At 55.8% G+C, this 659-nt stretch carries 1 protein-coding gene and 1 pseudogene; one reads left to right on the forward strand and one right to left on the reverse strand.

The window, feature by feature from the left end; genetic code table 11:
• A pseudogene (locus tag ACGLHR_RS52030) lies at positions 1-197 on the reverse strand (ISL3 family transposase); the annotation flags it as partial.
• Between ACGLHR_RS52030 and ACGLHR_RS52035 the strand changes: the two are divergent.
• The gene (locus ACGLHR_RS52035; RefSeq protein ID WP_045242022.1) at positions 196-627 is read left to right on the forward strand and encodes a hypothetical protein; all 432 of its coding nucleotides are present in this window, start codon (positions 196-198) and stop codon (positions 625-627) included. The pseudogene ACGLHR_RS52030 and the gene ACGLHR_RS52035 overlap by 2 nt on opposite strands.
• The last annotated feature ends 32 nt before the right edge of the window (positions 628-659 follow it).

The following is a 659-nucleotide window of genomic DNA, read 5'->3' on the forward strand; positions in this document are numbered from 1 at the left end:
GGAATAAACTCGAACCTGCGCTGTGCGAGCGTGTCGTAACCCCGCGCAGGCTGGCTACAGCATGAGCAGATCGGCTTCGAGCCCTTGCGCGGACGCACGTCGATCTCGATGGACTGGGTTGCCTCGCACAGCCGCGCACCTTCATAAACGAAACCTGGAATATGATGACAGGCATTCAGCAGGCGGGTCAGCAACATGGTTAGCAGGAGCAGAAGCGACAAGAGCAAAACCGCTATTGTCCCCGAACAGCAAACGCTCGCCCAGTACATTCCAGACCTGCATAACTGGCCTGCTTCGTGGCGAGTCGTTGACGAAGATATTTCGACTGGAGAGGCAATCGTAGCAATACTCACGCCTTTCCTGGAGCAGCTCCCAACGTTGGGATATACGCGCAAGACATTGCTTCGGCACCGCGATCACATCTGGATGCTGGGCGGCGAAATGATCCGACGACGCCATGAAGATCCCGATCTCCTCACTCTTCCTGTGGCAACCCTCCTGGACAAGATCATTGAGGAAGACGGCGGTCCTCTCATTTGGCCAGCTATCTCCGAGTCCGCACAAAATGCCTTTGATGCAACGTGTCGCAAGCTCTATCAGTACCTCAATCGGGCTTCACTTGGCTAGCCGCGCATCCTCTTTCACCCACAGATTTCCCC

Source organism: Cupriavidus sp. CuC1 (assembly GCF_044627735.1).
Lineage (GTDB): Bacteria > Pseudomonadota > Gammaproteobacteria > Burkholderiales > Burkholderiaceae > Cupriavidus > Cupriavidus ulmosensis.

Coding starts and splice junctions, on each gene's coding strand:
- ACGLHR_RS52035 (WP_045242022.1), top strand. CDS start 196: ATGGTTAGCAGGAGCAGAAGCGACAAGAGCAAAACCGCTATTGTCCCC.